The organism is Planococcus sp. SSTMD024, assembly GCF_041320495.1.
GTDB lineage: Bacteria > Bacillota > Bacilli > Bacillales_A > Planococcaceae > Planococcus.
The window spans coordinates 67,450-94,368 of sequence record NZ_JBGGNS010000020.1; the positions used below are offsets into that span (position 1 = coordinate 67,450).

Annotated in this window: 28 protein-coding genes and 2 riboswitches; of the genes, 18 read left to right on the forward strand and 10 right to left on the reverse strand. The window is 53.0% G+C overall.

Annotated elements, in window-relative coordinates:
• Positions 1–198: 198 nt before the first annotated feature.
• Genes flhA through AB9R92_RS06170 form a run of 7 tightly spaced genes read left to right on the forward strand, consistent with a single transcriptional unit; the run spans position 199 to position 6,217 of the window.
• The gene (gene flhA / locus AB9R92_RS06140) at positions 199–2,238 is read left to right on the forward strand and encodes a flagellar biosynthesis protein FlhA (protein WP_370668581.1); all 2,040 of its coding nucleotides are present in this window, start codon (positions 199–201) and stop codon (positions 2,236–2,238) included.
• Positions 2,235–3,320, forward strand: a complete 1,086-nt coding sequence (gene flhF / locus AB9R92_RS06145) for a flagellar biosynthesis GTPase FlhF (RefSeq protein ID WP_370668582.1) — start codon at positions 2,235–2,237, stop codon at positions 3,318–3,320. The genes flhA and flhF overlap by 4 nt, the downstream gene beginning before the upstream one ends.
• Positions 3,313–4,170: a MinD/ParA family protein gene (locus AB9R92_RS06150; protein WP_370668583.1), complete on the forward strand. Its 858-nt coding sequence runs from the start codon at positions 3,313–3,315 to the stop codon at positions 4,168–4,170. The genes flhF and AB9R92_RS06150 overlap by 8 nt, the downstream gene beginning before the upstream one ends.
• Before the next feature lie 27 nt (positions 4,171–4,197).
• Positions 4,198–4,956: a FliA/WhiG family RNA polymerase sigma factor gene (locus AB9R92_RS06155; RefSeq protein ID WP_370668584.1), complete on the forward strand. Its 759-nt coding sequence runs from the start codon at positions 4,198–4,200 to the stop codon at positions 4,954–4,956.
• 21 nt (positions 4,957–4,977) lie between these two features.
• On the forward strand, positions 4,978–5,391 hold the full coding sequence (locus AB9R92_RS06160) for a DUF6115 domain-containing protein (RefSeq protein ID WP_370668585.1): 414 nt from the start codon (positions 4,978–4,980) through the stop codon (positions 5,389–5,391).
• A gap of 13 nt (positions 5,392–5,404) precedes the next feature.
• Positions 5,405–5,839 carry a YaaR family protein gene (locus AB9R92_RS06165; RefSeq protein ID WP_370668586.1) on the forward strand — a complete coding sequence of 145 codons (435 nt, stop codon included), beginning with the start codon at positions 5,405–5,407 and terminating at the stop codon, positions 5,837–5,839.
• A gap of 27 nt (positions 5,840–5,866) precedes the next feature.
• A complete protein-coding gene (locus AB9R92_RS06170; protein WP_370668587.1) occupies positions 5,867–6,217 on the forward strand; it encodes a PilZ domain-containing protein in 351 nt (116 codons plus the stop codon).
• A 109-nt stretch (positions 6,218–6,326) separates the two neighbouring features.
• Here the strand turns inward: AB9R92_RS06170 and AB9R92_RS06175 are convergent, their stop codons facing one another.
• From AB9R92_RS06175 to AB9R92_RS06190, 4 genes are read right to left on the reverse strand one after another with little or no spacing between them, the layout of a single operon-like run.
• Positions 6,327–6,860, reverse strand: a complete 534-nt coding sequence (locus AB9R92_RS06175) for a 1,2-dihydroxy-3-keto-5-methylthiopentene dioxygenase (protein WP_068871525.1) — start codon at positions 6,858–6,860, stop codon at positions 6,327–6,329.
• 21 nt (positions 6,861–6,881) lie between these two features.
• Positions 6,882–7,496 (reverse strand): methylthioribulose 1-phosphate dehydratase, encoded by a 615-nt coding sequence (locus tag AB9R92_RS06180; RefSeq protein WP_370668588.1) that lies wholly within the window; start codon positions 7,494–7,496, stop codon positions 6,882–6,884.
• Complete coding sequence (locus AB9R92_RS06185; protein WP_370668589.1) at positions 7,493–8,158, reverse strand: 2-hydroxy-3-keto-5-methylthiopentenyl-1-phosphate phosphatase; 666 nt, start codon at positions 8,156–8,158, stop codon at positions 7,493–7,495. The genes AB9R92_RS06180 and AB9R92_RS06185 overlap by 4 nt, the downstream gene beginning before the upstream one ends.
• On the reverse strand, positions 8,155–9,378 hold the full coding sequence (locus AB9R92_RS06190) for a 2,3-diketo-5-methylthiopentyl-1-phosphate enolase (protein WP_370668590.1): 1,224 nt from the start codon (positions 9,376–9,378) through the stop codon (positions 8,155–8,157). The genes AB9R92_RS06185 and AB9R92_RS06190 overlap by 4 nt, the downstream gene beginning before the upstream one ends.
• A 70-nt stretch (positions 9,379–9,448) precedes the next feature.
• A riboswitch (SAM riboswitch) is annotated at positions 9,449–9,562 on the reverse strand.
• Positions 9,563–9,877: 315 nt separating this feature from the next.
• Positions 9,878–10,030, forward strand: a riboswitch (SAM riboswitch).
• 77 nt (positions 10,031–10,107) lie between these two features.
• On the opposite strand from AB9R92_RS06190, the gene mtnK reads away from it, so the two are divergent.
• From mtnK to AB9R92_RS06230, 8 genes are all read left to right on the forward strand, one after another.
• Complete coding sequence (gene mtnK / locus AB9R92_RS06195) at positions 10,108–11,298, forward strand: S-methyl-5-thioribose kinase (RefSeq protein WP_370668591.1); 1,191 nt, start codon at positions 10,108–10,110, stop codon at positions 11,296–11,298.
• Positions 11,295–12,356, forward strand: coding sequence for an S-methyl-5-thioribose-1-phosphate isomerase (mtnA, locus tag AB9R92_RS06200; RefSeq protein WP_370668592.1), 1,062 nt, complete (start codon positions 11,295–11,297; stop codon positions 12,354–12,356). The genes mtnK and mtnA overlap by 4 nt, the downstream gene beginning before the upstream one ends.
• A complete protein-coding gene (locus AB9R92_RS06205) occupies positions 12,353–13,435 on the forward strand; it encodes a sugar ABC transporter substrate-binding protein (RefSeq protein ID WP_370668593.1) in 1,083 nt (360 codons plus the stop codon). Before mtnA ends, AB9R92_RS06205 begins: the two co-directional genes overlap by 4 nt.
• Positions 13,436–13,474: 39 nt before the next feature.
• The gene (locus tag AB9R92_RS06210; RefSeq protein WP_370668594.1) at positions 13,475–14,983 is read left to right on the forward strand and encodes a sugar ABC transporter ATP-binding protein; all 1,509 of its coding nucleotides are present in this window, start codon (positions 13,475–13,477) and stop codon (positions 14,981–14,983) included.
• The gene (locus AB9R92_RS06215; RefSeq protein WP_370668595.1) at positions 14,955–15,986 is read left to right on the forward strand and encodes an ABC transporter permease; all 1,032 of its coding nucleotides are present in this window, start codon (positions 14,955–14,957) and stop codon (positions 15,984–15,986) included. Before AB9R92_RS06210 ends, AB9R92_RS06215 begins: the two co-directional genes overlap by 29 nt.
• 93 nt (positions 15,987–16,079) lie before the next feature.
• Positions 16,080–16,838, forward strand: coding sequence for a hypothetical protein (locus AB9R92_RS06220; RefSeq protein WP_370668596.1), 759 nt, complete (start codon positions 16,080–16,082; stop codon positions 16,836–16,838).
• A 22-nt stretch (positions 16,839–16,860) separates the two neighbouring features.
• On the forward strand, positions 16,861–17,331 hold the full coding sequence (locus tag AB9R92_RS06225; RefSeq protein WP_370668597.1) for a GNAT family N-acetyltransferase: 471 nt from the start codon (positions 16,861–16,863) through the stop codon (positions 17,329–17,331).
• Positions 17,321–17,797 carry an NUDIX hydrolase gene (locus tag AB9R92_RS06230; RefSeq protein WP_370668598.1) on the forward strand — a complete coding sequence of 159 codons (477 nt, stop codon included), beginning with the start codon at positions 17,321–17,323 and terminating at the stop codon, positions 17,795–17,797. The genes AB9R92_RS06225 and AB9R92_RS06230 overlap by 11 nt, the downstream gene beginning before the upstream one ends.
• Positions 17,798–18,008: 211 nt before the next feature.
• Here AB9R92_RS06230 and AB9R92_RS06235 read toward each other — a convergent pair whose 3' ends face one another.
• The 6 genes from AB9R92_RS06235 to AB9R92_RS06260 form a co-directional block, all read right to left on the reverse strand.
• Positions 18,009–18,791, reverse strand: a complete 783-nt coding sequence (locus AB9R92_RS06235; RefSeq protein WP_370668599.1) for a putative hydro-lyase — start codon at positions 18,789–18,791, stop codon at positions 18,009–18,011.
• A gap of 14 nt (positions 18,792–18,805) precedes the next feature.
• Positions 18,806–20,011, reverse strand: a complete 1,206-nt coding sequence (locus AB9R92_RS06240) for an NRAMP family divalent metal transporter (RefSeq protein ID WP_370668600.1) — start codon at positions 20,009–20,011, stop codon at positions 18,806–18,808.
• Between the two features lie 22 nt (positions 20,012–20,033).
• Entirely contained in the window at positions 20,034–20,804 is a 771-nt protein-coding gene (locus AB9R92_RS06245; RefSeq protein WP_370668601.1) for a LamB/YcsF family protein, read from the reverse strand.
• Positions 20,801–21,781: a 5-oxoprolinase subunit C family protein gene (locus tag AB9R92_RS06250; RefSeq protein ID WP_370668602.1), complete on the reverse strand. Its 981-nt coding sequence runs from the start codon at positions 21,779–21,781 to the stop codon at positions 20,801–20,803. Before AB9R92_RS06250 ends, AB9R92_RS06245 begins: the two co-directional genes overlap by 4 nt.
• Positions 21,765–22,463, reverse strand: coding sequence for a 5-oxoprolinase subunit PxpB (gene pxpB / locus AB9R92_RS06255; RefSeq protein ID WP_370668603.1), 699 nt, complete (start codon positions 22,461–22,463; stop codon positions 21,765–21,767). Before pxpB ends, AB9R92_RS06250 begins: the two co-directional genes overlap by 17 nt.
• Before the next feature lie 276 nt (positions 22,464–22,739).
• A complete protein-coding gene (locus AB9R92_RS06260) occupies positions 22,740–23,573 on the reverse strand; it encodes a transporter substrate-binding domain-containing protein (RefSeq protein WP_370668766.1) in 834 nt (277 codons plus the stop codon).
• Positions 23,574–23,794: 221 nt separating this feature from the next.
• Between AB9R92_RS06260 and AB9R92_RS06265 the strand changes: the two genes are divergently transcribed.
• The 3 genes from AB9R92_RS06265 to AB9R92_RS06275 are packed head-to-tail and all read left to right on the forward strand — an operon-like array spanning position 23,795 to position 26,918.
• Positions 23,795–24,415, forward strand: a complete 621-nt coding sequence (locus tag AB9R92_RS06265) for a TetR/AcrR family transcriptional regulator (protein ID WP_370668604.1) — start codon at positions 23,795–23,797, stop codon at positions 24,413–24,415.
• Positions 24,412–25,317: an ABC transporter ATP-binding protein gene (locus tag AB9R92_RS06270; RefSeq protein ID WP_370668605.1), complete on the forward strand. Its 906-nt coding sequence runs from the start codon at positions 24,412–24,414 to the stop codon at positions 25,315–25,317. The genes AB9R92_RS06265 and AB9R92_RS06270 overlap by 4 nt, the downstream gene beginning before the upstream one ends.
• Entirely contained in the window at positions 25,317–26,918 is a 1,602-nt protein-coding gene (locus AB9R92_RS06275) for an ABC transporter permease (protein ID WP_370668606.1), read from the forward strand. Before AB9R92_RS06270 ends, AB9R92_RS06275 begins: the two co-directional genes overlap by 1 nt.
• Position 26,919 lies beyond the last annotated feature (1 nt).

The following is a 26,919-nucleotide window of genomic DNA, read 5'->3' on the forward strand; positions in this document are numbered from 1 at the left end:
AGTCATTACAATAAAAGGATATGGAGCAAAGCCGCGGAGACTCCCGCGGGAAAGCGAGACAGCCGAGACCCCGCAAGGAGCGTAGCGACTGAGGAGGCTTGGCGCTCGCCCGCAGGAAAGCGCAGCTGCTTTGCGTAATATCCAAAACTCAACTTCAACATACATAGCAAACAGTAACACGAAAGAGGAGGAAGCAGTTTGAAATTCAGAGATTATGCGATATTGGTATCGGTGATCATGATTGTCATCATGATGGTTATCCCGCTGCCGCCGCTGTTATTGGATATTTTAATCATGATCAATATCAGCTTGGCGCTGACCATCATCCTGGTGGCGATGAACACGCAAGAACCGTTGCAGTTCTCGATCTTTCCGACGCTCCTCCTGCTGACGACCTTGTTCCGCCTCGGCTTGAACGTCTCGACGACACGCTCGATCCTGACCAATCAAACCGGCGGGCAAGTGATCGAAACATTCGGCTCGTTCGTGGTCGGGGGCAGTGCCATCATCGGGACTTTGGTGTTCTTGATTTTGGTCATCATCCAATTTCTCGTCATCACCAAAGGTTCGGAGCGCGTGGCAGAAGTCGCGGCCCGTTTCACGCTCGATTCGATGCCCGGTAAACAGATGAGCATCGATGCCGATCTGGGCGCAGGGATGATCTCTGACCGCGAAGCGAAAACACGCCGCGAAAAAGTCGGACAGGAAGCCGATTTCTACGGCGCGATGGACGGGGCCAGTAAGTTCGTTAAAGGCGATGCCATCGCCGGTATCATCATCACCATCATCAATATCATCGGCGGCTTGATGATCGGCGTCATCGTCCACGGCTTGCCGATCGGCGAAGCTGCGCAATTGTTTACCTTGCTGTCGATCGGCGATGGGCTCGTCAGCCAAATTCCGGCGCTGTTGATTTCGACGGCAATGGGGATTGTCGTCACCCGTGCCGTGTCGGATGGCAACCTCGGATCCGATATTACCCGTCAATTGTTCGCTTTCCCGAAAATGCTGTACGTCGTCGCTGGAACGCTGATGATGCTCGCAGTTTTTACACCGATCAGTCCGCTGCTCATCATGCCAGTCGCTGCGGTCATCGCGTTCAGCGCCTTTAGGATGCAAAAAACGCTCAATGCCGAGGAAGCGGTCGACAAAGACAGCGACCCGGGGGAAAAGGAAGCGGCCGATCTGAAAAGCCCGGAAAGCGTTACAGACCTGCTTCATGTCGATGCCATTGAATTCGAATTCGGCTACGGCTTGATTCCGATCGCTGATAAGAACCAGGGCGGAGATCTATTGGACCGGGTCATCATGATCCGCCGCCAATGCGCGATGGAACTTGGCATTGTTGTTCCAGTCATCCGCATCCGCGACAATATTCAATTGCAGCCGAATGAATATGTTATCAAGATCAAAGGCAACCGGGTGGCGCGCGGCGACATCATGCTCGACCATTATCTGGCGATGAGCCCGGGTGTCGACGATGAGAACGTCTTTGGCATCGAAACGGTCGAGCCTGCGTTTGGCATGCCGGCACTATGGGTCGATGAAGACATGAAAGAAGAAGCCGAGATGGCGGGCTACGCCATCGTCGATCCGCCGTCTGTCGTCTCGACGCATTTGACGGAAATCATCAAACGCCATGCACATGAACTCGTCGGCCGCCAGGAAGTGAAGTCACTGATCGAAAACATCCGTGATTCCTCTCCGGCTGTCGTCGAAGAATTGATTCCGAATTTGATGAGCATCGGCGAAGTCCAAAAAGTGCTCATGAAGTTATTGAAGGAAAAAGTGTCGATCCGCAATTTATTGGTTGTCTTGGAAACCTTGGCCGATTACGCGCCGCAGACAAAAGACGTCGATTTGCTGACGGAATATGTGCGCCAGGCACTCGCAAGACAGATCACCCGCCAGTACGCGCCGGACAATGAAGCGCTGAAAGTCATAACGGCGGGAGCGAGCCTGGAGAAGAAATTCGCCGATTCGGTCCACCGCACCGAACAAGGCAATTACTTGTCGATCGATCCGGAATCGTCCCAAACGATTTTCCAGAAAATCACCGAGCAAGCCGGCCAGCTGCAGCAAAACGGCGTCCAGCCGATCTTGCTCACTTCGCCTGCCATCCGCATCTATATGCGCCAGTTCGTGGAACGCTTTGCGCCGGATCTGCCGGTCTTGTCCTATAACGAATTGGAACCTGAAATCGAAATTCAAAGTGTTGGAGTCGTGAACATCCCATGAGATTAAAAACTTACCGAGTCACTACGATGGCCGAAGCCATGGTACTCATCAAAAGAGATTTGGGCGATGATGCCCTCATCCTCAATACGAAAAAAGTGAAGACTGGCGGCTTGTTCGGCTTGTTCCGAAAAGACCGACTGGAAGTAACCGCGGCGGCCGAAACGGCGGAACAACCGGCACCCAAAACTGTTGCACCAGTCAAAGGGCAAGCGATGGCGGCAAAGAACCAGGAAAACGATGCACTGATGGACGAGCTGCAAAGTTTGAAGCGGCTCATGATGCGCGAAGGGCCGGAAGACCGGTTGCCTGAATCATTGCGCCCGGTGCGCCGCTTGCTGGAAAAACAAGGCGTTGAACAGGCAGTGCAGACAGAGCTGCTCTCCAAATTGCTGCAGGCACCGGAAAACGAAGCACCGGTGCAGGAGGCGTTTCATGCAGAGCTCGTCCGCTTTATTGAGCAGCACCAACAGGCCGTCAAGAACGCCTCGCCTTCGATCGCTTGCTTTATCGGCCCGACTGGTGTCGGCAAAACGACGACCATCGCGAAAGTGGCGGCTGAGCAATTGCTGGAACATAAACGCACGGTCGGTTTGATCACCGCCGATACGTACCGCATTGCAGCGGTAGCGCAATTGAAAACTTATGGTGAAATCCTGGATGTGCCGGTCGAAGTGGTCGAATCACGTGATCAGCTGGCCGGGGCACTCGATGCCTTGAAAGCGTGCGACGTCATTTTGATCGATACGGCAGGGCGCAATTACCAGCAGGCCGAATACATTCAAGAGTTACAGAAGCTGCTGCCGGAAACGCAGCATATCCATACGACTTTGGTATTGAGCTTGACGGCAAAATACGAAGACATGGTCCAGATCATCGGCAACTTCGAAGCGCTGTCGATTGATGAGTTGCTGTTGACGAAAAAAGATGAAACGGCTTCTGCCGGTGTCATCCTCAATTTATTGCACCGCTACCGGATTCCGCTTCGCCGCATCGCGACCGGCCAAAACGTGCCGGATGATTTGGTTGCGGCAACACCAATGCGTATCGCCGATTACATCGCAGGGGAAGAGCGCCATGCGTGACCAGGCCGTTCAGTTAAGGGAAAAGATGTCGCGAAAAAAAACGAAGCCCAGCACCCGCAATACGCGCGTTTTGGCCGTGACAAGCGGCAAAGGCGGCGTCGGCAAGTCGAATTTCACGTTGAACTTTGCGCTTGCGTTGATCGAACAAGGGAAATCGGTGCTGATCATCGACGTCGACTTGGGATTTGCCAACATCGATATTTTGTTCGGCCATGCGCCGCGCGAAACGATCGCCGGCATGCTCGACAAGCAATTGGCGATCGAAGACGTGATCGAGCGCGGCCCGCTCGGCTTGCAATTGATTGCCGGAGGGCAAGGCTTTTCGGGATTGTTTGAACTGGACGCCGAAAAAATGAAGCGTTTTATGGAACAGCTTGGCAGCCTGCAAGGAAAAGTGGATTTTGTGCTGCTCGATACGGGAGCGGGATTGTCGGAGAACAATATGCGCTTTCTGCTGGCAGCGGATGAAGTGCTGTTGGTCACGACGCCTGAACCGACATCGGTCACCGATGCCTATTCGGTCGTCAAGATGATGCACGCGAAAGACCCGGATTTGGCCATTCGCCTCGTCGTCAATCAATGCACCGACGGAAAAGAAGGCCATCAGACAGCCGAAAACTTTGCGGAAGTCGCAGAGCGTTTCCTGGGTATAGACATCCGGACGCTCGGCATAGTGCCATCAGATCTCCATGTGCCGCAAGCGGTCAAAAAGCAGCAACCGTTCCTGCTGGCACATCCGGGCAGTTCGGCGAGCAAAGCAATACGCACGCTCGCAGCGGCGTATCTGGAGTTGCCGTCGCCATTCAAGATCGGGCTTCGGGGATTCGTCATGAAATTATTCTTCAAATAAAGGCATAGCAGAATTGGGGTGGACAGCTTGGTAAATCAGAAATTGTCGAATGCAGAACTAGCCCAATGGGGCAACTGGCAGCAGCACAGGGACCAGGATGCCGGCGATTATTTAGTCGCGAAGTATTTGCCTTTGGTGGATTATGTGATTCAACGCTTTCTTATCAGCCTGCCGAAAACCGTCGACAAAGACGAAGTCCGAAGCTACGCCTATGAAGGCTTGCTGGACGCACTCGATAAATTCAAGCCGGAGAAAGACTGGAAATTCGAAACCTACGCCGCCTGGCGCATCAAAGGGGCAATCATTGATGGCCTCCGGAAAAGCGACTGGCTGCCGCGTTCATTGCGGGACAAAGTGAAGAAAATCGAAAAAGCGTACGCTGAACTGGAACAGCAAAAAGGCGAAAGTGCCAGTGACCAGGAAGTGAGCGAATACTTGGGGATGACCCCGGCAGAATTGAACCGCGCCGTCTCGGAAGCTGCCCTATCGGCAATGCTGTCGATGGATGACGAGCAGTCGAACTTGGAAGAGCGCATGCCGCGTGCCAGTATCGGTTCGCCGGAACGCGAGCTGTCTGGGCAGATGACCAAAGAGGCGTTAGCGAAAGCCATTGCCACATTGCCGGAAAAAGAGAAGTTGACGGTTTCGTTATGTTATTTTGAAGAGATGAAGCTGACCGAAATCGCAGAGATTCTCGGGCTCAGCGTTTCCAGGGTGTCGCAGCTGCATTCGAAAGCGATGCTTCGGCTGCACGCAGCGATGTTGTCGGTCCATGAACATTATTAATCGAAGGAAAGCAGGGAGCAGATGGTAGCACTGTTGATAGTGGTCAGCACTTTATTGTTATTGCTGAACGTCAAACTGATGATGTCGAGAAAGCTGATGGTCGAACAGGAATCCGAACGGCTGGAAGCGGCCATGGCGGAATTCATCACAGCCGTCGAACAGGAAAACGATGCCTTATACGATAAATTGATGGACCGGTTGGAGCAGACGGAAGCGAAAATGGCGCAGTGGGAAAAAGCGGAGCATCAAGCAGAAGAGCCGAAAAGCGCGGATTTTTCCGGCGATCAGCCTCCGGTGGAAACAAGCCGGCGCGAGAAAGTCCGTCAGCTGACGAAACAGGGCTTCTCGGCTGCCCATATCGCCAAGCTATTGGAATTTCCGATCGGCGAAGCGGAAGTCGCCGTCCAATTAGAAAAGAAAAGACAGACTCGATAGGTGGGACATGGAGATGCGCATTGATGCAGCAAGGCCGAGGCCTTCAGAACAACCCAATACGGCAATTGCCAAACCGCCAGGCGGCGCATTTGCAGAAGCCATGAAGCAGTCGCGGACTGAGCTGAGGCGGGATGCGCTCACGCCCTTACTCGCGAATGTCGAACTGAGCGGAAAACGGCTCGCGGAACACCGGACTCTGCAGAACTTGGTTGCGTATAAACAATCCATCAAGCAATTTCTCGGGGAATCGCTTCGCCACGGAATCCAGCTGAGCGACCAAGCTGCGTCCGGTTTCGGGGAAGGGGCGCCGCCTCAACAAATCGTGAAGGTCATCGATGAAAAAGTGATTGCGCTTCAGGATCAATTATTGGATAATGAAGTGGAATATATTGGCATACTGGAAACAGTAGGAGAAATAAAGGGCTTGCTGCTCAATCTGTATATGTAACAAGCTTGGGGGAAAGGGAGTAACAATGTGAGCGATAACCGCAGGGAGTTTTTTCGGGTGTCTTTTGTCCGCGCGATCAGCGGCAAGGTAGAGTTATCTGAGAAAGAAGAGGTTCTTGTAGATATTTCCAGCTTGAGTGCCGGAGGGCTTGTTTTTGAAGCCTACCTGGATTTCGCGCTGTATGAACAGGTAATCTGCAGCTTCGAATTGCTAGGTGAACCTTTCCAACTGGAAGGAAAAATCATCCGAAAAGTGGCCAAAGAGCATAATTTTGAATATGCAGTGCAATTCAATGCCGGCCAGCGTTCTGTATCAAAACTATTTCAGCAATTGAATACATACCAGATCCGCAAAAGAAAAAGCGTGTTGAATGATTGAAAAGTTTCTTTTTCAATAAATTTTAATCTCCGCGATACCAACAAAATGATAAGAAAAAGCAAAAAAGACATGCTCCTTTAACAGGGGGCATGTCTTTTTCGTTTCTTTTTTAATTGTTGACGGTTTCGTCTTCGTAGACCGGAACCCAACCTTCCGTAGTGACAAAGATGCGCACGGCGACGACTTTGCGGTCTTCAGCGAGCGTGAAATAATGCGTAATGTTTTCAGGCACCGAAATCAAATCGCCCGGAGTCAGGTGGACTTCGAAAAAGCGTTCGTCTTGGCCTTGGATGATGAAGACGCCGTGGCCGCTGACGATGTAGCGCACTTCGTCGTCTGTATGGATATGCTTGCGCTGGAAGTTTTTCAGCAGTTCATCGAGTTTCGGGTTCGAATCGGACAGGGAGATGACGTCTGCTGCTTTGTAGCCGCGACGTGCCGAGATGTCATCGATTTCCGAACGAAACGCTTCAAGGATCTGTTCTTTTTCCTCGTCGCTCAAATCGAATTTCTCGCGCAATGGCTCCGGCAATTTATGGATATCCCAATGCTCGTAGACGACTTCCTGGCTTTCGAGAAATGCGGCAACCTCTTGTTGGGATTCGATTGTTTCGTCTGTTCCTTGAATTTTAATGATGGCCATGATGGATCTTCCTCTCTTGTTTTAGGATTGGAATTGGCGGAGCGCCAATTGGTATTGGAATAAAAATTCGCTCGCTTCGAGCAGTTTTTTCGCTTCAAAAGCATCTTTCCCCCACACGGTGATGCCGTGGTTGCGGATGAGTACGGCGCCTTTATCGGCGGTGACGAAGCTTCTGAACTCATCTGCGAGCTTTGGAATGTCGGCATGGTTTGGGATGATCGGAATCGACAGCTTGGCGTCTTGTTCCCATAAGCCGAACGCTTTGATCAGTTCCTGTCCTTGAAATTCAATAACCCCCTCATCTCCATAGAGCTCGGAGATGACATTGTTCGCGACCGTATGGACGTGCAAACTGCAGCCGGCTGAGGTTTCGGAATAAACGGCCTGGTGCAGCAAGGTTTCGGCTGAAGGCTTGAGCGCGCTATCTTGTGCGGGCTGCCCATTTTTGTCGACGAGCAGAAAGTCTTCCGCTGTTTCTTTGTATTTGTCTTTGCCGCTGGCGGTGACGAGAAATTCGAGCGGCTCATCCGAAACTTTGATCGCCAAATTGCCGCTTGTTCCCATAAACCAGTCGCGCGCAGCAAGCGCCCGTTTCACTTCGGCGAGTTCTTGCCAGCGGGTTTCGAAAGCGCTCATGAAATCACTCCTAGCTTGGCGTCGAGAATATCCGTCACGTCGTGGAAGCTTTCGAAAGTTTCATAGGCAATGCCGAGCTCTTCGCATTTGTCGACCAGGAAATCCCTGGCGATGACGAGATCCGCTTGTTTGGCGGCTTGCAAGTCGGTGATGGAATCGCCGATGACGATGCTCGTCGATTGCTCCGACATGATGCGGCGCATGACGGACGGTTTGCAGCAGCCGCAGCCTTGGCTGTCGCACTGTTCGTCGCAGCCGTGCGGGAAGCGGATATGGATCTTGTCATTCGAAAAGTCCGCTTCGTTGCAATAGATGCCGGCGAATGGACCGTATGGCTCGAGCAATGGGTAGACGAAAAAGTCGATGCCTCCGCTGACGATATAGAGCGGGATGTCATGGCGTTTTGTGTAGGCGACGAAATCGGCGAAGCCTTCGCGGATTTCCGCTTGGTCGAGCGCATAGTTGATGATCTGTTGCTTGGCGGAAGATGGCAGCAAGGCAAACATTTGCTGGACGCCTTCGCGTATGGAAATGCGCTGATCGAGAATTTGATCTTTTATCGGCGACCAACCCGGCGGATCGAACTCTTTCATGATGGCGATCAAATTATCGCGGGAAGTCACCGTCCCGTCGAAGTCGCAAAATATGACCGGCTTGTTCATACGGTTTCCCCCCATAATGCTAACGCTTTTTGTAATTCATCCTGTTGTTTGGCGGCTTCCGTTAAAGCCTGTCCTTGCAGTGCGGCGTCGATCGCTTGGCGGAACGCTTTGCCGCCAGCAGCAGCGCCGTCTGGATGGCCATGGACGCCGCCTCCTGCATTGATGATGCTGTCGGTGCCGTAGTCTTCTAACAATAGCGGCACGAGGGCGGGGTGGATGCCGGCGGATGGCACCGGGAAGCTTTGCTTCAAAGGGCCTTCGCTGACCAGTTCCTGACCGAGCTGCAACGCCGTTTCTTTCTCGAGGGCGACGCTGCCGTATGGGGAGGGGAACAAGCTGAAGTCAGCTCCTGCCAGTCGTGTCAGTTTGCCAAGTGCAAGCGCTGTGGACACGCCGTAAAAATCGGATGACGTATACGCGCCGCTGAACGCAGGATGCGCCATAAGCGGGAGTGCCACTTCTTCGTCTTCTGCCAGTTCCTGCAAGACGTCGAATCCGTAGGCATGGACATTGAACAGCAAAGCGTCCGCCCCGAGTTCACGTGCCCGCCGCGCCTTGTCGCGCAAGCTTGATGTCCGTCCGGATAAATTGACGGCATACAGCGTGCGATGGCCGGTTTCTTCGTACACTTCGTCTAACACATGACGCGCTGCGGTAATGCGCGTGTCAAACGGCGTCAGTGGATTGTCGAATAAAATCTCATCGTCTTTCACCAAGTCGACGCCGCCGAGTGCCTGTTGGCGAAGTTGATCTGATAGATAATCGAGATCGCGGCCGATGACGCCCTTGAAAATACTCATGGCGAGCGGGCGCCCGTTGACACCGAGCGTTTCGCGAATGCCGTCGATCCCAAAACGCGGACCCGGAAACTGGCGGAGCAGTGATTCTTCAAAATCCAAATCGATCAATTTGATCTCGCCGTCGAGCGACAGCTTGCCAAAGACGGTCGTCAGGATGGCGGGCAAATCCGCTGAGAAGTTGGCCGCCGGGTAATGGATTTTCAGGCGTGCTTGGATGACGCCTTGACGTGCGGGGTGGGTGACGTGCGGGAATTCTTCGACCGACACGACGCTCCCTCTATGTTGTTGCAATTGCTGCTGCTCGAGCAATGGCAGATCGGTCCACGAACCGACCGTCAAACCGAGTGCAATGGCTTCTGCTTTTTTTTCGAATGAACCGGCTTTGCCGAATAATTGATATGTCGCGATAACACCGCTCATGAATAACCCTCCTGCTTAGTGGACATAAAAAAACCTCTTCGCAAATAAGAAGAGGTTAATGATTAACGCCTTCTTATTTCCCAGCCAATCGATTGCGTTGGCTGCAAGAATTAGCACCGTGTCCATGATCGGACCGGTTGCCGGGCTTCGTAGGGCTTGTCCCTCCACCTGCTCTGAATAAGAATAGATTATGAAATTGTGGCTGTTGCAAAGTAATTCTGATTATTTCATGACGGGCGGTATCTGTCAACGGAGAAAATCAAAAATGTCTGAAAAATGTCAGTTGACCACTTCAGGGTGCGTTCACCAGAAAAAGAGCATGCCCAACCGGCAGCGGGTATTTAAGAAAAGTGCAGCAAGTAATTGATGAACTAGAAAACCCGAGTATGAAACTCGCCTTTAGCGGAAAGGTTTTCATTTTTTCAAAATATTTTATTGACAATGAATTCTGAATCGTGCTAGCATTCGTTTCAGAACTTCATAAATGTTGCATAGCAAACTCTTATCAAGAGCAGGCAGAGGGAAATGGCCCGATGACGCCCAGCAACCGACCGTAATACCGTTGTGAGACGGGGCGCTTTGGCGCCGGGATTCGATCCCTTAAGGCACGGTGCTAATTCCATCAGAAATGTACATTTCTGAAAGATAAGAGGCATGGATCTCTTATTCTGCGCCTCTTTCTTTCGGGAAAGAGGCTTTTTATTATTCCGCAGAAAAGAGGCAATCAATATGACACTTACAGCACCGTCTACATACAAAGCATTGACTGAACAACAAGCGATTCGGCTGGCACAGAGTTTGGACGTTTTTGCGTCGTCCGCAACACTCCAATGTGAAGAGATCGGCGACGGCAACTTGAATTACGTATTCCGCATCACTGACTCCGCCACTGGGCAAGGGCTCATCATCAAACAAGCCTTGCCGTACGCGAAAGTCGTCGGCGAAAGCTGGCCGCTGACGCTTCACCGGGCGACCATTGAAGCAAATGCCTTGAAGCTGCATGGCAGCCTCGCGAAAGGCCGTGTGCCGGAAGTGTATGCGACGGACGCTGCGCTTGCGTTCACCGTCATGGAAGACTTGTCGCAGTTGACGATTTTGCGCAACGGCTTGATCGACGGCAAGCATTACCCGAAGCTTGCGGAACATATCGGCAGTTATTTAGCGCATACCTTGTTTCACACCTCGGATTTCGGTTTGCATCCGTTCGAGAAAAAGCGGCTTGTGGCTGAGTTTTCCAATCCGGAGCTGTGCAAGATCACCGAAGACCTCATTTTCACCGATCCGTTTTTCGACCACGACACCAATGATTTTGAAGAGCCGCTGCGCGAAGCGGCACAGGCGATTTGGGACAACGAGCCGCTGAAGTTCGAAGTGGCCAAACTAAAGCGCAGCTTTTTGACGGAAGCGGAAGCACTTTTACACGGCGATTTGCATACCGGCAGCATTTTCGTCGACGAAGACGATACGAAGGTCATCGATCCGGAGTTCGCCTTCTACGGACCGATCGGTTTTGATGTCGGGCTATTTCTCGCCAACTTGATCGTCCAGGCGATTACGCGCAGCGGCGAAGAGCACGAGCTGATTGTGCAAGACATCACCCACACATGGCAGGTGTTCGAACAGCAATTTTCAGGTTTATGGGAAAGCGACGGAATCGAGACCTATAAAACGACAGCCGGCTACCGCGAATACGCCATCGAAAAAATCTTCCACGATGCGATCGGCTTTGCCGGATGTGAATTGATCCGCCGGACGATCGGATTGGCACATGTCCGCGACTTGGATGACATCGCTGACGAGTCGACCCGAATCGATCGCAAGCGGCAAACTTTGAAAGCCGGGGAAACATTGATCCAAACACGCCGGGAGTATCAGTCCATCAAGCAACTCGAAACGGCGATCAAGGAGCTGAGTAAATGACCATCCCAATATCGGTCATCTGGAAAGATGAACAACTAACCATTTTGGATCAGCGGCTGCTTCCGCAGACCGTCCACTATGAAACGCTTGAGACTTTGGAACAAGTGCATGAAGCGATTTTTCAATTGAAAGTGCGCGGAGCACCGGCGATCGGCATCGCAGCAGCTTATGGCTTGGCACTTGCGGCAAAACGCCACGACACGGCAGATGTCGGGTTGTTCCGCCATCGTGTAAAAGAAGATGCCGACTATCTCGTCGCTTCCCGCCCGACAGCGGTCAATCTGGCCTGGGCGATCGCACGGTTAGTCAACCGGATCGAACAGGCAAAAACGGTCACGCAAGCAAAAGCGCAGCTGATCGAAGAAGCCCAACTCATCCGCGACGAAGACGAAGCGGCATGCCGCAATATCGGCGAACTTGCACTTGAGTTGCTCGCAGACAAAGAAAAAGTCATGACGATCTGCAATGCCGGGTCGATCGCGACAGCCAAATACGGCACTGCACTCGCACCGTTTCATCTCGGCCAAGAGCGTGGCCGTGAGTTTGAAGTGTACGCATGCGAAACGCGGCCGCTGTTCCAAGGGGCGCGCTTGACCGTTTGGGAGTTGCAGCAGGCAGGAGTCGACGTCACGCTCATCACCGATAGCATGGCAGCGCACACGATCGGCGCAAAAGGAATCGAAGCAATCATTGTCGGGGCGGACCGCATTACGGCCAACGGCGACACGGCCAATAAAATCGGCACGCTCAACTTAGCGATTTTGGCGCATGCATACGGCATCCCTTTTTATGTAGCGGCGCCGGTGTCGACATTCGACTTATCGCTTGAAACAGGGAGCGCCATCCCAATCGAAGAACGGGCAGCGGAAGAAGTGGCTGCGATCGGCACGCAACAAATCGCGCCGGCCGGAACGAAAGTGTTCAATCCGGCTTTTGATGTCACACCGGCCAACTACATCACGGCGATCATCACCGAACGCGGCGTCATCCGCCCGAATGATGGACAAACAATCAAGGCCCAGCTTTATGCGGTGCCGCTAAAAGGAGAAACGATATGAAAAACAAATCAGCATGGTTCATTTTATTCGGATTAGTATTCGCCATCTTGCTTTCAGGATGCCAACCAAAAGGAGAAGCGACAGCGGAAGAAACGGCTCCGGACGATCAGCAAGCGGCAGTGGACCATCCGCTTTCAGACAAGAAAATCGCACTCATCATGCAGCAAAATCTAGGGACTTTTTCTGCGCAGTACATTGCAGGCGTAGAAGAGCAAGTGGAAAAATTCGGCGGCAGCGTGACGGTGTTTACTTCAGATGGCGACCTCGCGAAAATGGCGTCCAATCTGGATGCCTCGATCAACCAAGGATTTGACGCGATATTGATCGACCACGGAACGAAAGAAGCGTTGAATCAAGGCGTTGAACGCGCAGTGGAACAAGACATTCCGGTCGTCGCTTTCGATGCAGGCGTTGATGTCGATGGCGTGGTATCGCTCGAGCAGGGCGATCAGTTGATGGCAGAGTTGACGCTTGAAAAGTTAGCTGCAGATCACGGCGGGGAAGCCAATATCGTCAAAATCTGGACAGCCGGTTTCGCGCCGATGGAACGGCGCCAAGTGGCATACGAACAGTTTCTCGCTGACAATCCAGGCATCCAGGAAGTGACGGCATTCGGTGCCGCGACACAAAACACGGCGCTCGATACGCAAGCGCAGATGGAAGCAGTGTTGAAGCAATACCCTGAAGAAGGCGAAATTACAGCAGTTTGGGCGGCATGGGATGAATTTGCCAAAGGTGCAGTCCGGGCCATTGAACAAGCAGGGCGCGACGATATCAAGGTGTACAGCATCGATATGAGCGATGAAGACTTGCAGATGATCCAAAAAGACGGCAGCCCGTGGGTCGCATCGGCTGCGGTTGATCCACAGGATATCGGGCGCATCCAAGTGCGTTATGCGTACCAATTGATCGGCGGGGAGACACCGGAAGAACAAGTGACGCTTGACCCGATCTTCATCGATGCGGACAAATTGCCGGAGACGGCCGTGACCACAGAAGAATTGGGCGAATACATCGAAGGCTGGGGCGCGAGTGAACAAGGTTACAGCGCAGCATTGGAAGAACTAGAAGGGCGCTAAAGAAAAGCGCTGCTGATTTTCGAAAGGGGAGGCAAGCGAATGGGCGGCCAGTTATTGGAGATGCAAGCGATCACAAAAGGTTTCGGGCCTGTCAAAGCCCTGGACGGCGCGGCGTTTACGCTGGAGCGCGGTGAAATTCATGCCTTGCTTGGCGTCAACGGCGCCGGCAAAAGCACATTGATCAAAGTATTATCGGGCGTTTATCCACAAGACGCCGGAAGCATCTGGCTAGATGGGACAGAACTCGCACTCAATTCACCAAAAGCGGCGAAGAAGAACGGCATTTATTGTGTGTACCAAGAAGTCGATACGGCGCTCATTGCGGATTTGAGCGTCGCTGAAAATATCTTGCTCGACAGCTTTGCAGCAGCGGGACCCTTGTTCGTCTCCAAGCGAAAAATAAGAAGCCGAGCGCGGGAAGTGCTGTCGCGCCTCCAATCCGAACACATCGATGTGGAGCAGAAAGTGTCGCAATTGAGCTTAGCGGACAAGCAATTGGTGCTCATCGCCCGTGCGCTGGTCCATTCAGCGAAAATCATTATATTTGATGAACCGACGGCTCCGCTGTCGGTCCATGAAGCGGACAAGCTGTTCTCGGTCATCCGTTCGCTCAGTGCACAAGGCGTCGGCTGCATCTTCATCTCGCACCGCTTGCCGGAAGTGTTCGAGCTGTGCAGCCGGATTACCGTCATGCGCGACGGCCGTCATGTCGCTGGGTTCCTTACAGCGCAAGCCGAACAGCAGGAAGTCGTCGAAGCGATGCTCGGGCGCGCGCTGAGCCGTGAGTTGCAGCACGTAGAACATGCCGTACGAGATACGTTGCTGACAGTGGAAAACTTGTCTGACACAAGGAAATTAAAAGAAATCTCATTCACGGCAGCATCCGGTGAAGTGGTCGGGATCGTCGGGCTGGTAGGAGCGGGAAAAAGCGAACTTGCTAAAGCGCTGTTCGGCGCTGCAGAACAGGTGAGCGGCAAAATTTCGCTCGGCGGCCAACCGCTGCGCTTGAAGCATTCAGCTGACGCGATCAAATCCGGAATCGCGCTCATCCCCGAAGAACGGCGCAAAGAAGGGTTATTCGTGCATGAATCGCTTGAAGCGAATGCCAGTTTCCCGAATTTGCGCAAGTTCTCTGGGCGTTTGTTTATGAACAAAGTGGAGGAACAACGATTTGCCCATTTGATTATTGACAAACTGAAGGTCAAAACTTCCGATACGACAACACCACTTACCCATTTGAGCGGAGGCAACCAACAAAAAGTGGCAATCGGCAAATGGATGTCTTTGGATTCCCGTTTGTATCTGTTTGACGAACCGACAAAAGGCGTCGACATCGGAGCGAAGGTGGACATTTTCCATTTGATCCGCGAGTTGGCGGAAAGCGGAAAATCCTGCTTGTACTTTACGAGCGAAATACAAGAAGCGCTTGGCATCTCCGACCGCATTCTCGTTATGTGCGACGGCCGCATCGTCAAGGAATTAACAAGGGAACAAGCGACCCAGGAAAGGATTTTGTTATATGCAAGCGGTGGAGAAGAAGCTGTCTAAACAGCATACGACACAAGAGAAAGTCATCGGGTTTCTGTATAAATACGGGGCGATCGGTTTACTCGCCATCATCATTTTATATTTCAGCTCCATCAGCAGCGCCTTTTTCAGCTATGGCAACTTCACGGATATCCTGCGGTCGATTTCCATCGTCACTTTGTTGGCGCTCGGGGTCACGTTCACTTTAGTGGTGGATGGCTTCGATCTCTCTGTCGGTTCAACGATGTCTCTGTCGACGGTATTCACGGCATCATTGATGGTGTGGTACGATCTGCCGCTGTGGCTCGTTCTTCTATTGCCACTGGTGATCGGTGTACTCGTCGGTTTGTTCAATAGTTTCCTGATCGTTATCATCGGCATTCCGGATTTGCTGGCGACGCTCAGCATGATGTACATTGTCGCCGGGCTTCACCGGACCTATACGGAAGGCTACTCGATTTACAATTATATGCCGCTGACATCTGGAGGCACGGCATCGGGGGAGATGTCTTCTGCATTTTTATGGATCGGACAAGGGCATCTACTCGGCTTGCCGGTACCGGTGTGGATCATGCTCGCTGTCGTTTCGGTCGCCTATGTCGTGCTCCAGCATACAAGATGGGGGCGGGTCTTTTATATGACTGGAGGCAATCCGGAAGCGGCGACTTTATCGGGTGTCAATGTCAAAAAGGTGAAAACGATCGCCTATATCGTCTCCGGTACGCTGGCCTCGATGGCAGGTATTTTGTTCACTGCACGCGTCGGCTCGGGCCAGATTGATGCGGGCGCGCCGCTGCTGATGGAAGCAGTGGCCGCGGTCTTCGTCGGATACGCGGTGCTCGGAGCCGGCAGGCCGAATGTGCTGGGCACGTTTTTCGGTGCAGCGGTCATCGGGATCTTGCTCAACGGGCTGACGATTCAAAACTTGCCTTATTATGCATTCGACATCATTAAAGGCGGCGTACTCGTCGCTGCATTGGCGGTGACGTACGTATACGCAAAAAGGCGATTCGCCAAGACTTGAAAAGGAAGGCCCCGGCCTTCTTTTTTTCATGCAGGAATATAGATGTCTCGAATCGAAAGTAATGGAAGATGGATGAGGAGAGGGGATCGGGAAATGCGGGCAGGTGAACATCTTCTGAATGTATGGCGGCGCTTTGACGGGCTGCCGATGGATAATTTGGTGAAAGCCTGGAATTACGAACGGGCTGGGTTGAAAAAGCAGCGCAGTTTGGAGCAAATGCGGGAGCATCGTGAGGCTTACGGGCTTGGCGGAAATTGCTTCGACTTGGCGCTTTGGGTGATTGCAGAATTCCGCGAGGCGGGAATCGAGGCATATGCGATCGGTTCGGAACTTAGCACAGAAGGCGCGCATGCGGCGGTATTGGCGCTCGATGAAAAGGGCAGGCGTTTTCTGTGTGATTTAGGGGACCAATGGATACAGCCGATTTTAGTGGACACGCAGGATCCGGCTTTCTCGGATGACCCCCAAGCAGGATTTTTCCCGGGAGCGGACGTGCAGTTGTCGGCTGAGCCTGATGGCATGACGATCATTTATCAACGGCCGGGCGGCAAATTGTCGGTGCAGAAATATTCATTGGAGCCGGTCGGCGAAGAAGCATTTTGGCAGGCAGCGGAATATTCGCAGCATCAGCTCGGCAAAACGCCGCTCATCGAAGTCCGTGTCCCTTTCGAAAGCGAAGTGGCGCATTGGGAATTTAACGATTGGCAAAGCGAGCTCAGTACGAGCAAGGGCTTGTTCCAGGAAGAGCCCGCTGCGTCCTTTGACGCCTGGGTAGAGCGTATCCATGAGCGGTCAGGGTATGACCGCGATATAATAGAAGAAGCACTCGCATTTTACAAAAGCATGGACTGAGCAAGGCAAGGAGGCAAAACGCATGAACACCAATTCATTACCGAAAGAAATCCAGACGGAGCGGCTGAAGATGGTCCCGATTACAGAAGAGCTGTACCGCCATTTATATGGCAGCTACGAAATGGGCGCGCACATCGGCCTGCATTTGAACGATTTGAAACAAGACCAGCGGCTTTACGGCTGGGGCGCATGGATCGCTTTCGATAAATCCGGCGCGCCGATTGGCGATATGGGGTTTAAAGGGCGTCCGGATAAAGCCGGAAAAGTGGAAATCGGCTACGGTGTAAAAGAGTTTTATCAAGGCAAGGGCTATGCCACTGAAGGCGTACAAGGCTTAATCGACTGGGCCTTTTCGTTTCCGGAAGTGCGGGAAGTGACGGCGGAATGCTACGAAGACAATATGCCATCGATCCGCGTACTGGAAAAACTGGGGTTTGAACGTACCGCGCAGTCGAAAGAATTGGTGTTTTGGAGATTGCGCGATGGCTATTGAGAAAATTGCCTGTGTGACAGAAGATGGCGCGCTGACAGGCGTTGCCACTCGCGATGAAATCCATCGGCAAGGCCTGTGGCATGAGACCTTTCATTGCTGGGTCGTCTCAAGGGAATTGGGCCGCACGATGATCCACTTGCAGCTAAGGAGCCAGGATAAAGCGGATTTCCCCGGGCTTTTTGACATCACGGCAGCGGGCCATATCGCAGCGCATGAAACAATGAAAGACGGCGTGCGGGAAATCGAAGAAGAGCTTGGCCTCGCGCTGGCGTTTGAGCAATTGACGCCGCTTGGTGTAGTGAACGACGAGATTTCACTCCCTGGATTCACCGACCGGGAGCGGGCTTACATCTATCTATACGAAGGCACGCAAAACGACTTGGCGGCTTACCGCCTGCAGCCGGAAGAAGTAGCGGGCGTGGCGGCTGTCGATTTCCAGGCATTCTTTGAATTGTGCATGAAGTAAACGGAAGCCATCGATGTCCGTGGGTTTAGTGAAACATCGGAGGGCAGGCGGCCATTCCGACAAATGATCGGCTTGTCCGATTTTGTGCCGCATCAAATGGATTATTGGAAGCAAGTGGCGAGCCGCATCCGCCGGCAATTGATGGATAGTTAAGCAGAAAAACAAAAAGCGCTTGTATGGAAATATTCCATACAAGCGCTTTTTTAGTGGATCAAAATACGCTGAAGTCTTCTGATTTCAAGTCAGTGATGAACATATGCCCAGGTGCATGGGTGATCATCAAAGACGGTTTGCTTTCCATGGCGACAGCTTGTGGCGTGACGCCGCAAGCCCAAAAGACCGGGACTTCCCCGGGTTTGATTTCCACCGCGTCGCCGAAATCGGGCTTCGTGATGTCTTGGATGCCAATCGATGCAGGGTTGCCGATATGGACGGGCGCGCCGTGGACGTTCGGGAAGCGGCTCGTCACTTGGACCGCGCGGACGATGTCTTGTTCTTTAATCGGGCGCATGCTGACGACGGTCGGGCCTTGGAAGCGGCCGGCCGGGACAGCGGGAATCGATGTCTTGTACATCGGCACGTTGCAGCCTTGTTCCTGATGGCGCATCGGGATGCCGTTTTGCGTCAGTGCTTCTTCGAATGTGAAGCTGCAGCCAAGCAGGAACGCGACCATGTCATCTGTCCATAATGGCCGGATATCCGTCGTTTCTTCCGTCAACACGCCGTCGCGGTAGATGCGGTATTTGGGGATATCGGTGCGTAAATCAGCGTTCGGCGCAGACAGGGCCGGGATGAACGAGCCGGGTTCTGTGACATCGATGACCGGGCAGGACTTTGGATTGCGCTGGCAGAACAGCAAGAATTCAAATGCCATGTCTTTCGGCAAAATGGCCAAATTCGTTTGGATGAATCCAGGGGCGAAGCCGGCAGTCGGTGCTTGGAAGTCGCCTTGCCGGATAGCGCTGCGCAGCTCTTCTGGAGATGTGTATGGCATGTTTCAATCACTCCTTATTTGAATAATTGCGGGATGCCGTTCAATAACGTGTAACCGCCCATCCAGGACATGGCGATAACGATGACGACACCGAAGATTGTCATCCACAGTGGATGTTTGTAATCGCCGACAATTTTCTTTTTATGTGCAGCGATCAGCATGACACCGAGTGCGATTGGCAAGATCAAGCCGTTGAGTGAACCGACGAGCACGAGGATCAAGACCGGGCGCCCGATGGAAATGAAGACAACCGTCGAGATGACGATAAAGCCGATGGTCAGGTAGCGGTGATATTTCTCGAGTACCGGGCTGAACGACCGGATGAACGAGACGGATGTATAGGCAGCACCGACGACCGAAGTGACAGCGGCTGCCCACATGACGACGCCAAAGATTTTATAGCCGATATTGCCGGCGGCGAGCTGGAACACCGAAGCCGGCGGGTTGTCCGGGTCGAGCGCGAGCCCTTGCGAGACGACACCGAGTACGGCGAGGAACAGGATGACGCGCATGATTGAAGCGACACCGATTGCATAGATGGAGCTTCGGGTCACTTGCGGCAAATGCCGTTTGCCGGTCATGCCGGCGTCGATCAGTCGGTGGCCCCCAGCGAATGTGATGTAGCCGCCGACCGTTCCGCCGACAAGCGTAACGATGGCGAAAATATCGATCGTGTCCGGCACGAAGGTTTTCGCAACGGCTTCACCGACAGGCGGCTGTGCCGTGATCATGACGTAAATGGTCAGAGCGATCATGACAAAGCCGAGAAGCTGGGCAAAGCGGTCCATGGCGCGGCCTGCTTCTTTAACCATGAAGATCCCGACCGCAAGCAAGCCGCTGAGCCCGGCGCCAAGTTCCGGGGAAATGCCGAACAGCACATTCGTACCGAGGCCGGCACCGGCGATATTTCCGATATTGAAGGCGAGGCCGCCGATGACGACGAGAAACGCCAGGAAGTAGCCGAGTCCTGGCAACACGTCATTGGCAATGTCTTGTGCGCGCTTGCCGGAAATGGCAATGATACGCCAGATGTTCGTCTGCGCACCGATATCGATGATGATGGAAATAAGAATGACAAAACCGAATGAAGCCAATAAAGTTTCAGTGAAAACGGTCGTCTGGGTCAAGAATCCAGGCCCGATAGCGGAAGTCGCCATCAGGAAAGCAGCGCCGAGCAACACGCTGCGGTTGGTATTTTTCATCTTTTTGACATTGTTCATGGAAGTTCCTCCTTAGGCGGTTCTAAACAATTTTATGGATATGCTGGATATCGATTCCCGCCTCTTTCAAGGAACTGGAAATGTGCATCGCGAATTCTTTCGCGGTCTTGCCGTCGCCGTGTATGCAGATCGTTTCGGCCTTCAAGACGGTTTCGGTGCCTTCTGTGTTGATGACTTTGTTGTCTTTGACCATGCGGATGACTTGCTCGATCGCAGCGTCCGGGTCGGTGATGAGCGCATTGGCTTGGCTGCGCGGAGTGAGTGTGCCGTCCGGCTGATACGTGCGGTCGGAAAACACTTCATTGGCGGTGCGCAGGCCGATGCGGTTTCCGGCTTTGACGATTTCGCTGCCCGATAAGCCGAACAGGACCAGTTCCGGATCGATGTTATAGACCGCTTCTGCGATCGCTTCGGATAGCTTGGCATCGCCGGCCGCCATATTGTACATAGCGCCATGTGCTTTAACGTGCTGCAACTTCCCGCCTTGTGCTTTGACGAAGCCGTAGAGCGCGCCGATCTGGTAGATGACGAGGTCGTATACTTCCCGCGGGGTTACGGCCATATGGCGGCGGCCGAAGCCGGCAAGGTCCTGCAAGCCGGGGTGCGCCCCGATGCCGACGTTTTTGTCGAGCGCGAGCTTAACGGTTTCGCGCATCGTCGCCGGGTCGCCTGCGTGAAAGCCGCATGCGATATTGGCGGACGTGACGTAATCGAGAATCACTTTGTCGTTGCCGAGTGAATACGTGCCGAAGCTTTCGCCCATGTCGCAGTTCAAATCTACTTTGTGGTTCATGTCCATTCCTCCCGTTTCATTTGGATGGCAATCTTCAATTGGCGAATCTGTTGTTCTTGCTCGATGTAGAGCTGTTGTGCATCATCCGCTGAGATGTGGCGGAACTTCAGCGATTCGCCGGGTTTCAATTGGCTGATCAGCGGCAAGTCGACCGATGCGACTTGGCCGATTTTCGGATAGCCGCCGGTCGTCTGGCGGTCGGCTAAAAGGACGATCGGGTTGCCGTCTGCCGGCACTTGCACAGAGCCGAAGGCGACCGCTTCCGAAATCAATTCCTCCTGCTTTTCGAGCGCAAGTTCAGGGCCTTCCAGGCGATAGCCCATTCGGTCCGAATTGGCCGAAACGGTGAAGGCTTCCTCGAATATGCGCGTGCGGCTTGCTTCATTAAAGAGTGCGTACTGCCGGCCTGGCATCATCCGGACAATCGGCTGCTCGTGGTAGCGGGCAGGGGGGATGAGCCAATCAGGCGTTTGGGCATTTTGGTTTTTCAAGACGTCCATGCGCTCAGCCGAAACGGAGAGCGTCTTTAAGACGTCGCCATTTTTCAACGCGCGCCCCTGGAAGCCCCCGATGCCTGCCCTTAAATACGTGGAATGGCTGTTCATGACAGAGGGCACATCAAAACTGCCGGCTACCGCCAAATAACTGCGGGCGCCGCGTTTCGGTTCGCCGAACGACAAGACGCTGCCTTTTGGGACAAAATGCCCGCGCCACATGGCCAGTGGCTCCCCGTCGAGTGAAGGGGACAGGTCGCCACCGCAAATGGCGATGAAATGGTCGGCTTCGAATTCGATGACCGGCCCGGATAAGGCAATCTCCAAAGTTGGGGACGTTTCCGCGTTGCCTGCGAGCAGATTGGCGATACGGTGGGCAAATGGGTCCATGACGCCGCTTGCGATGACGCCATAACGCTGGAAACCGGTACGGCCGAGGTCCTGGACGGCTGTTTGCAGCCCGCTTTTACGAATGCTCAGCATCTCTCATCGCCTCCTGTTCACGGTATTCGGCTTCATCGATTTGCGTGAAGCGGATTTCATCTCCCGCGCGCAGCAAGCTCGGGATGTCTTGCTCGGGAATAAACAGGCGCAGCGGCGTGCGGCCGATCAATTGCCAGCCGCCCGGTGTTTCGATTGGGTAGACGCCGGTCTGCATGCCGGCGATCCCAACGGTGCGTTCTGGTATGCGCAGGCGCGGCGACTTCCTGCGTGGTGCGGCAATTTTTTCGGACATGCCGCCGATGAACGGAAATCCAGGCGCGAAACCGATCATATGGACGCTATAGACGCCGGATGTGTGGATTTTGATGACTTCTTCTTCGGTGAGTCCGTTATGCTCTGCGACAAAGCTGAGGTCGGGGCCGAAATCGCCGCCGTAGCAGACCGGAATTTCGATTTGACGCGGGGGAGGAGCTTCGGCTTCATCCAATTGTGCAATCAGAAGTCGCAGTTCCTGTTCGGCTTCCGCTTGCTTGAGGCGGCATGGATCGTAGAAAACCGTCACCGTCGTGAACGCCGGAATGAATTCGATCAACCAGTCCGGTGCTTGTTTTTCCAGGAGCACTGACAATTTGCGCACTGCCTGTTCCGACTGTTTATTGATGATGGCGCCGGTTTCGATGACCAGCGCTTGTTCGCTGAGTGGGGAAAATGTGAATTCCAAAAAGTTCACCTCTTCTGCAGAGTATTCTAAATACTTTAACAGTATAATGCTTTTCGCTAGTGAATGAAAGTGGAGAATAGTTGGAATTTGACGGGCAACTATAACAATAAATCGCTCAAACCATCGAAAGGAATCAATAATTTGGCCCAGTGAACAGGGGTATTGTGGAAATAAAAAAGGAAGCGCTTTCGAAATAGGGGAAGTGAATGCTATTAAAGTAATAGCATTTTATAAAAAACCCGATGGCCGCAGAAGCGGGCATCGAGTCAGTGGAACTTATTCTTCAATGTCGATTGGCTGTGTTACATCGGCTCCGTCAAAGAACTCAGCGGAAATTTCAGCAATGGTGCCGTCTTCTAGCATTTCATCGATTGTGTTGTTGACGTTTTCGACCAGTTCATCGTTGCCTTTGTTCATGACCATGCCGCCTTCAGATGGGCGGTATTTGATCGTCGGATGGATGACGATGTCAAGTTCCGGGAACGCTTCGATGGCAAGTGTCTGCAAATAATAATCATTGAGGATGACATCGGTGCGGCCGATCGCCACGTCGCGCAGGTACGTTTCATTCGTGGCATTGTCATAAGTCACTTCTTCAGCGCCGTAAGAACGGGCGGTTTCCATATAGACGGATGTCGAAGCGCCGGCTGCTTTCTTGCCTTCGAGATCTTCGAGCGTTTCGATGCCGGAAAGGTCGCCTTCACGGACGATGGCGGTACCATACGAATATTTAAACGGCGTGGAGAAGACGAATTTCTCCTTGCGGTCTTCGTTGATCTCGATGTCATTTGCGGCGATGTCGACTTGGCCGGTCTGCACGGATGTCATCATCTCGTCAAAGCCCATTTCAGAGAATTCGACTTCGAGTTCGAGGCGCTCGGCCATTTCGCGGACCACTTCGACTTCAAAGCCGGTCAATTCATCGGTGCCTTCCTCACGGTACGAAGTCGGGTAAAGGGTGCCGGATGTTGCAACGGTCAATGTGCCTTGTTCCTGGATCTCATCCCACGCGCTTGCAGTTTCAGCGGTTTCTTCGCTGTCGCTGCCGCATGCAGACAAGGTAAGTGCGGCAGCTGCAGTGAGTGCGGCGACAGAAAACTTAGGTGTCATGATTTTATTCAAAAGAAGCTCCTCCTGTCTTGTCATACTTATGTAAAACATAGCACGACAAGCGCTTTCAGGAAAGCTGGAATGCTTGCGGAAAGAAATGCGGAATAATCTGTTTTTTTTAGAGTTGACCAGCGTGGTCGAATGTTGTATATTGAAGTCGACCAGTGTGGTCTACGAGAGTAAAAAAGGAGGGGAGCACCATCATCGCGCGATTTGAAAATTTGGAAGAAAGCAAGCAACAGGCCATCCGCCAGGCTGCGCTTGCGGAATTTGCAGCACATGGCTATGAGAAAGCCTCGACTAACCGTATTGTCAAGGCGGCGGGAATCGGTAAAGGAATGTTGTTTTATTATTTCACCAGCAAGCAGGAGCTTTATGAGTATTTGGTGAAGTATAGCCTTGAATTCATTCAAAGCCGCTACTTGGATAAAGTGGACGCAGCGGAACGGGATCTGATTGAACGGCTCACGCAGCTGGCCCGCCTGAAAATGGAAGCACAAGCGGAAAATGAAGAAGTGTTCCAGTTCTCGGCTGTTTTTTTGCAGGAAGGCGAAGCGCATTTGCCACAAGAGCTGGCAGCCAATATAGAGGAAATGAAACAAGCGGGCTATAAGCTCATGTATGAAGGCATCGATAAGAGCCGTTTTCGGAAAGATTCGGACCCGGATAAAGTGTTCCACTTGATTCGTTGGTCGATCGACGGTTACCAGCAGGAACTGCTTGCGCGTTTGACAGGGCAGAAACTCGCAGACATCGATTTCGCGCCGTATTGGGAAGAATTCTACGCTTACTTGGCCATTTTGAAGAAGAGCTTTTACGAAACGGAGGAGGGGTCACGATGACGGTAGTCAAGACGCAAAGGCTCAGTAAAAAGTTCGGGGAGTTCAAAGCGCTGGATGGTGTGGATATTGAAGTGCAAGAAGGGGAAGTATTCGGATTTATCGGGCCGAACGGAGCAGGGAAATCGACGACCTTGCGTGTCCTGCTCGGGATTTTGAAAGCATCCGAGGGCAGCGCCGAGATTTTCGGCAAAGATGTCTGGAAAGATGCGGTCGATATCCATAAACGAGTAGCGTATGTACCGGGGGATATCAATTTATGGCCGAACCTGACCGGCGGCGAAGTGATTGATTTGTTCGGAAGATTGCGTGGGGGCTATGATAAAGAGCGGCGTGATGAACTGATCAGCCGTTTCGGGCTTGACCCAAGCAAGAAATGCCGCACGTACTCAAAAGGGAATCGCCAGAAAGTGGCGCTCATTGCGGCATTTTCCGCCGACGCGGACCTTTATATCTTCGATGAGCCGACTTCAGGCCTCGACCCGCTCATGGAACGCGTGTTTTCCGAATACGTCCACGAAGCGAAAATGCAGGGCAAGAGCATCCTGTTGTCGAGCCATATCCTGTCGGAAGTGGAAAAGCTGTGCGACCGGGTGGCGATCATCCGCAAAGGACGCATCATCGAAACCGGAACACTTAAGGAAATGCGCCATTTGACCGGTTCCTTGATGTTCATCGAAACAGAGAAGCCCATACCGGATTTGGCTGAGCTGTCAGGCGTACACCGCGTGCAGGCGTTTGACGGGGGCTGGTCGTTCCAGGTGGATGCCGATGAACTGGATGCAGTCGTCCGGCATTTGAGTGCATTTGGCATCAAGCGGATGGAGAGCCGGCCGCCGACACTGGAGGATTTGTTCATCCGTCATTATGAGGAAACGGAGACAGGAGCAGGAGGTGGCGTGTGATGAGCCAGCTTTTTGACCATACATGGAGTTTGGTGCGTTTCATCCTGCGGCGCGACCGCGTGCGGTTGCCGATCTGGATTTTATCGTTCGTCTTTGTGTCCGCGGGAACCGTGCTTGTCTTCGATAATTTATACGGAGACGATGTCGAGCGTCAGACCATTGCGGAAACAATGGAGAATCCGGCGATGGTCGCGATGGTCGGGCCCAATTACGGCGTGGAAAATTATACGACCGGCGCCATGACGGCACATGAAATGCTGGTCATGACCGCGGCAATTGTCGCCTTGATGAACATTCTGCTTGTGAGCCGCCATACGCGAGGCGATGAGGAGGAAGGGCGGCTTGAACTCGTCCGTGCGCTGCCGGTCGGGCAATTGTCCAGTTTAACCGCAGTTTTGCTGGTACTCACTTTTGTCAATGGACTGCTTGCGGTATTGACCGGTGTTTCGATGGCTGCGCTCCAAATCGATAGCGTCGATCTTCACGGCTCGCTGTTATTCGGTGCAGCACTTGGGGCGACAGGATTGTTTTTTGCCGCTTTAACGGCCGTATTTGCCCAGCTATCTCAAAATGCCCGTGGAACAACCGGCTTGTCGATTGCGGCTTTGCTGGTGTTTTACATGATCCGTGCGATCGGTGACGTCATGAGTGAGGCGCTTTCGCTCAGTTCGCCGCTTGGCTGGATCCTGCGCGCCAAGCCGTTTGTTGAAAACCTCTGGTGGCCGGTGATGCTGTCGGTCGGTTTGGCAATTGCGCTATCTATCTTGGCGTTGTATTTGAACAGCATCCGCGACCACGACTCCGGGTTTTTACCGACGCGGTCAGGCCGCACCCATGCCTCGGCAATGCTTCGCGGGCCGTTCGGTTTGGCATGGCGGCTTCAGCGCACAGGATTGATTGCGTGGGCGGTCGCTTTATTTATCTTAGGCGTCTCGTATGGTTCGGTGCTCGGTGAAATCGAACGCTTTTTTGAAGGCATTGATTTGTTCCAGCAATTGATCGTTGAACAAAGTGGGTTTAGTTTGATCGAGCTGTTCATCCCGGTACTGTCTTCCGTGATGGCAATACTGGCATCGATTCCGGCAATCATGGCAATGCTGAAGGTGAAGACGGAAGAAAAGAATGGGCGCATGGAGCATGTCATCAGCCGGTCGGTTTCCCGCTGGCGTGTGGCATTCAGCTATTGGCTGCTTGCGGCGTTGACGGCGATCACGATGCTGTTCTTGACCGGTCTTGGGCTCGGCCTTCTTGGCAACGCCGTGCTTGAAGATGATTTGCCGCTTGGTACGTATATCGGCGCTTCGTTCGTGTATTTGCCGGCGGTGCTGATCATGGTCGCTTTGGCACTCGTGTTCATCGGTTTTCTTCCTGGTTTCGCAAGTGTCATTTGGCTTTACCTGGGCTTGTCGTTTTTCGTCGTCTATCTCGGCGAGATGCTGCAGCTTCCGGACTGGGTGGAGAAGCTGACGCCTTATGGGCATATTCCAGGCATTCCATTGGATGAGGTCAATTACGGCGTGCTCGCGTTGATGGTCGCCATCGCAGTTCTCCTAGCTGTGGCAGGGGCCTACGGTTTTCGCCGGCGTGATTTGAAAACTTAAG

Coding starts and splice junctions, on each gene's coding strand:
- AB9R92_RS06175 (WP_068871525.1), bottom strand. CDS start 6,860: ATGGCCATCATTAAAATTCAAGGAACAGACGAAACAATCGAATCCCAA.
- AB9R92_RS06180 (WP_370668588.1), bottom strand. CDS start 7,496: ATGAGCGCTTTCGAAACCCGCTGGCAAGAACTCGCCGAAGTGAAACGG.
- AB9R92_RS06260 (WP_370668766.1), bottom strand. CDS start 23,573: ATGACACCTAAGTTTTCTGTCGCCGCACTCACTGCAGCTGCCGCACTT.
- AB9R92_RS06190 (WP_370668590.1), bottom strand. CDS start 9,378: ATGAGCGGTGTTATCGCGACATATCAATTATTCGGCAAAGCCGGTTCA.
- AB9R92_RS06185 (WP_370668589.1), bottom strand. CDS start 8,158: ATGAACAAGCCGGTCATATTTTGCGACTTCGACGGGACGGTGACTTCC.
- AB9R92_RS06205 (WP_370668593.1), top strand. CDS start 12,353: ATGAAAAACAAATCAGCATGGTTCATTTTATTCGGATTAGTATTCGCC.
- AB9R92_RS06270 (WP_370668605.1), top strand. CDS start 24,412: ATGACGGTAGTCAAGACGCAAAGGCTCAGTAAAAAGTTCGGGGAGTTC.
- AB9R92_RS06220 (WP_370668596.1), top strand. CDS start 16,080: ATGCGGGCAGGTGAACATCTTCTGAATGTATGGCGGCGCTTTGACGGG.
- AB9R92_RS06165 (WP_370668586.1), top strand. CDS start 5,405: ATGCGCATTGATGCAGCAAGGCCGAGGCCTTCAGAACAACCCAATACG.
- AB9R92_RS06215 (WP_370668595.1), top strand. CDS start 14,955: ATGCAAGCGGTGGAGAAGAAGCTGTCTAAACAGCATACGACACAAGAG.
- AB9R92_RS06240 (WP_370668600.1), bottom strand. CDS start 20,011: ATGAACAATGTCAAAAAGATGAAAAATACCAACCGCAGCGTGTTGCTC.
- mtnK (WP_370668591.1), top strand. CDS start 10,108: ATGACACTTACAGCACCGTCTACATACAAAGCATTGACTGAACAACAA.
- AB9R92_RS06230 (WP_370668598.1), top strand. CDS start 17,321: ATGGCTATTGAGAAAATTGCCTGTGTGACAGAAGATGGCGCGCTGACA.
- mtnA (WP_370668592.1), top strand. CDS start 11,295: ATGACCATCCCAATATCGGTCATCTGGAAAGATGAACAACTAACCATT.
- flhF (WP_370668582.1), top strand. CDS start 2,235: ATGAGATTAAAAACTTACCGAGTCACTACGATGGCCGAAGCCATGGTA.
- AB9R92_RS06275 (WP_370668606.1), top strand. CDS start 25,317: ATGAGCCAGCTTTTTGACCATACATGGAGTTTGGTGCGTTTCATCCTG.
- AB9R92_RS06225 (WP_370668597.1), top strand. CDS start 16,861: ATGAACACCAATTCATTACCGAAAGAAATCCAGACGGAGCGGCTGAAG.
- AB9R92_RS06150 (WP_370668583.1), top strand. CDS start 3,313: ATGCGTGACCAGGCCGTTCAGTTAAGGGAAAAGATGTCGCGAAAAAAA.
- AB9R92_RS06245 (WP_370668601.1), bottom strand. CDS start 20,804: ATGAACCACAAAGTAGATTTGAACTGCGACATGGGCGAAAGCTTCGGC.
- AB9R92_RS06210 (WP_370668594.1), top strand. CDS start 13,475: ATGGGCGGCCAGTTATTGGAGATGCAAGCGATCACAAAAGGTTTCGGG.
- AB9R92_RS06235 (WP_370668599.1), bottom strand. CDS start 18,791: ATGCCATACACATCTCCAGAAGAGCTGCGCAGCGCTATCCGGCAAGGC.
- AB9R92_RS06160 (WP_370668585.1), top strand. CDS start 4,978: ATGGTAGCACTGTTGATAGTGGTCAGCACTTTATTGTTATTGCTGAAC.
- AB9R92_RS06250 (WP_370668602.1), bottom strand. CDS start 21,781: ATGCTGAGCATTCGTAAAAGCGGGCTGCAAACAGCCGTCCAGGACCTC.